This is a genomic window from Acidobacteriota bacterium (assembly GCA_003696075.1).
In the GTDB taxonomy this organism is placed as follows: domain Bacteria; phylum Acidobacteriota; class Polarisedimenticolia; order J045; family J045; genus J045.
Genome location: RFHH01000030.1, coordinates 1 through 3,419, shown reverse-complemented (window position 1 = coordinate 3,419; position 3,419 = coordinate 1). Strand labels below are relative to the sequence as shown.

The 3,419-nt window shown below is 71.0% G+C and carries 4 protein-coding genes; 3 read left to right on the top strand and 1 reads right to left on the bottom strand.

The features are described from left to right. Nucleotides 1-553, bottom strand: a 553-nt coding sequence (locus D6718_01990) for a hypothetical protein (protein ID RMG48361.1), incomplete at its 3' end; no start/stop codon positions are given. Here D6718_01990 and D6718_01985 point away from each other — a divergent pair. The 3 genes from D6718_01985 to D6718_01975 are packed head-to-tail and all read left to right on the top strand — an operon-like array spanning nt 485 to nt 3,382. Then, nucleotides 485-1,279 (top strand): flagellar hook-length control protein FliK, encoded by a 795-nt coding sequence (locus tag D6718_01985; GenBank protein RMG48360.1) that lies wholly within the window; start codon nt 485-487, stop codon nt 1,277-1,279. The genes D6718_01990 and D6718_01985 overlap by 69 nt on opposite strands. Before the next feature lie 17 nt (nt 1,280-1,296). Then, complete coding sequence (locus D6718_01980) at nt 1,297-2,019, top strand: hypothetical protein (protein ID RMG48359.1); 723 nt, start codon at nt 1,297-1,299, stop codon at nt 2,017-2,019. A 49-nt stretch (nt 2,020-2,068) separates the two neighbouring features. Beyond that, the gene (locus D6718_01975) at nt 2,069-3,382 is read left to right on the top strand and encodes a flagellar hook protein FlgE (GenBank protein RMG48358.1); all 1,314 of its coding nucleotides are present in this window, start codon (nt 2,069-2,071) and stop codon (nt 3,380-3,382) included. The last annotated feature ends 37 nt before the right edge of the window (nt 3,383-3,419 follow it).

Genomic DNA, 3,419 nt, shown 5'->3' with positions numbered 1-3,419 from the left:
GGGAATCCGGATGCCCGCCGGCCCGGAGAGGGGCGCGGAGGCGACGACCCCCGGCGAGGCACGGGGCGCCTCCGTCCTTCCGCGTTCCGGATGGGACGGGGCCGGAGGAACCGCTTCCTCCGGCCGATCGGGCCCGAAGGCGGAGTCCCCCGGTTCCGTTGAAGAGGAGGGGATTCGGACGCCTTTCCACCCTGAGCGGGGCGCGGAGTCGGCCCCCGGCGAGGCGCGGGGAGGCTCGTCTCTGTCGCGGTCCGGTCGGGCAGAGCCCGCCCCGCCCGCTCCTTCCGGAGGGCCCGCTCGCGAACCGCAGCCCGGCCATCCCGAAGACCCACCGCGGGTCCGGACCGCTCCCGCCCCGGAGCCTCCGGGAAAGCCCCGTCGGGCGGAAGGCGAAGCGCCGCAAGGACACCGGGAGGCTGCCCCGAAACGCGTCGCCCTCGCTGCGGCCGGCCGGCGCGGAAGGGCCGAGGGGCGCGGCCCGAGGGTGCTTCCCCTCCGCCGAGAGCGCGGGGCCGTCCGCCGGCCGGCCGACGCGCACGCGCACCGAGCGCACGGGCCCGAGCGCTCCGGCGCCCATCGGGCCGGAGTCCCGGAACCGTCCGGAGGCGCCGCTCGGGCGGCGGCCGAGGCCGCCGAGGGTCATGCCGGAACGCGGCAGGAGGTGCCGGTTCGGCCGCGGGCAGCGATTCGCGCGGACAACGACGCCCCGCACGTTCCCAGCGCCGCCTCGGGCTCCGCGCGAATCCAGGCCCCCGCGCCGACCTCTGCACCGCCGGCCGCCTCCGGCACGGCCCCCGCAGCCGGTGCGGCCGCGTCCCCTCCTGCCCACGGGCCCGCCTCGCCCGGAGGCTCCGTCCAGGCGGCCGTGGTCGAGCAGGTGGCGGCGCGGCTGGCCTCGCTCCCGGCCGGCCGTTCGGTCACCCTTGCCCTCGATCCCCCCGAACTCGGAAAGGTCTACGTCCGGTTCGTCCAGGAGCGCGGCCGGCTGAGGGTGCGTCTCAGCGCCGAGCGCGGCGACGTTGCCGCGTGGCTGGCGCGCGACGCCCACGCGTTGGAACAGGCGCTCGGCCGGCAGCCGCTTCCCGTCCGGCTCGAGGTGGCGCTCCCGGGCGGAGACGCGGCGGGCGGGGGACAGGAGGACCGGCAGGGAGCGCCTGCAGAGCGGCGGTCCGGAAGGGGCGGCGGGACCGCCCCCGAGGCGGCGGCCGGGGTCGGCGCACCCGCCCGCGGCCGCGCGCGCCCGTCCCTCGCGTCGGGCGTGCTCGACGTTCTCGCTTGAAGACGGAGGGAGTAAGGATGCAGCCAGTCGCCAACCAGACGATTCCCGCCAGCGAGCCGGCGCTCGATCCGAAGGTCTACCGGCGCGTCGAGCCGGAGAACCTCTTCGTCACCGAGCCGCCCGAGCTCGGACGCGACGATTTCCTGCGGCTGCTCGTCACCCAGCTCGAGAACCAGAATCCGCTCGAGCCGATGGAAGACACTCAGTTCGTCGCCCAACTGGCGAACTTCTCCAGCCTCGAACAGCTGATGGACCTCAACACTCGCATGGACAGCGTGCTGGAGGGGCAATCCCAGCTCGTGAACAGCCAGGCGCTGAACCTGATCGGCCGGGACGTGCTCGTCGACAGCGGCGGCGAGCTCGATCTTTCGCCCGCTGGGGCGGACCGGCTCGCTTTCGATCTCGTCGACGCCGCCAGCTCGGTCCGAGTCGAGATCTACGACGCCTCGGGCGACCTGGTCCGCACGATCGAAATGGATGCTCTCGAGCCGGGCCGCCACACCGTCGACTGGGACGGCCTCGACGAGAGCGGGCGCGAGCTGCCTTCCGGAACCTACCGGTTCCGCGTCGCGGCGAAGTCCGCTGACGGCACCGAGCGGAGCCTCCACGGTTTCCTGATGCTTCCCGTGGAAGGCATCCACGTCGGCGAGGGAGGGCTTTCGCTGGTGAGCGGTCTGAGGGTCATCCCGTTCGACAAGATCCTGGAGATCCGGCGGCCGGACGTCCCGGCCGGTGCGTGAAGGCGGTGAGCCGCCAGGGACCGAAACGGAGCTAGACACGGGAGGAAACATGGGTGGATCGGCACTGTTCATCGGGCTGACGGGGCTCAAGACGCACTCGACCGCCCTGAGCACCATCGGCCACAACCTTGCCAACGTGAACACCGTCGGCTTCAAGGCGTCGCGGACCAGCTTCTCCGACGTCTTCGCGTCGGGAGGGATTTCCGTGAACCGAGCCGGCGCATCGCTGCAGACGGGACTCGGGTCGAACCTGTCGGCGGTGCAACAGCTCTTCACGCAGGGATCGCTGCAGACCACCGAGGTCTCGACCGACGTGGCGATCCAGGGACGCGGGTTCTTCGTTCTCGGAGACGCTCAGGGCGGCCAGGGGTTCACCCGTGCCGGGAACTTCTCTTTCGACGCCGAGGGATATCTCGTTTCCCAGAGCGGCCTCCGCGTCCTTGGCTTCACCTCCAAGGACGCCTCGGGGAAGATCATTCCCTCCGGATCGCTGAACCCGATCCAGATTCCGGCCGGGATGGTCTCGCCGCCGAAGGTGACCTCACGCATCCGGGCCGACATCAACCTCGACGCCGAGGCCCAGGTCGATACGACCGCCACGGGCGGTACGCAGACGGCCGAAGTTTTCGCCACCTCGATCGAGATCTACGACTCGCTGGGCGGCGATCACCAGCTCAGCCTGGTGTTCACTCCGGTCGACACCGACGGGGACGGAAAACTCGACCAGTGGAACTGGTCGGCGCGGCTACCGCGCGAGGAACTCGCGGTCGCGACCAACCCGGGTGACCCCGATTACTACGAGATCGGTTCCGGAACGATGAAGTTCGACTCGGCGGGCCAGCTGATCAACCCGGCGGATATCACGCTCTCCACGCCGGCCTTCGCGAACGGAGCGTCGGCCCAGGAGATCACTTGGGTCATCCTCGACCCTGACGGTGAGCCCGTTCTCACGAGCTACGTCGGTTCCTCCTCGGTGGACAACGTGTATCAGGACGGCTATGCCACGGGCCGCATCCAGAATCTGATCATCGACGGGGAGGGAGTCATCAGCGGAGTCTTCAGCAACGGGCAGGCCATCGAGCTCGCCCAGCTCGCGATCGCGACCTTCAACAACCCCGGCGGACTGTTCCGGACCGGCGACAACGTCTACGTGGAGTCGCCGGGGTCGGGACCTCCCGCTATCGGCACGCCCGGCAGCGGGGCGCGAGGCGCCGTCGTCTCGAAGGCGCTCGAGCTGTCCAACGTCGACATGACCGAACAGTTCACGAACATGATCCTCGCCGAGCGAGGCTACCAGGCGAACGCCCGGACCGTGACCACCGCCGACCGGGTGATCCAGGAGGCTCTGACGATCAAGCGGTAACCGCCGCGCAGGCGCGGCGCCGGGGCCGGCCGGGCGG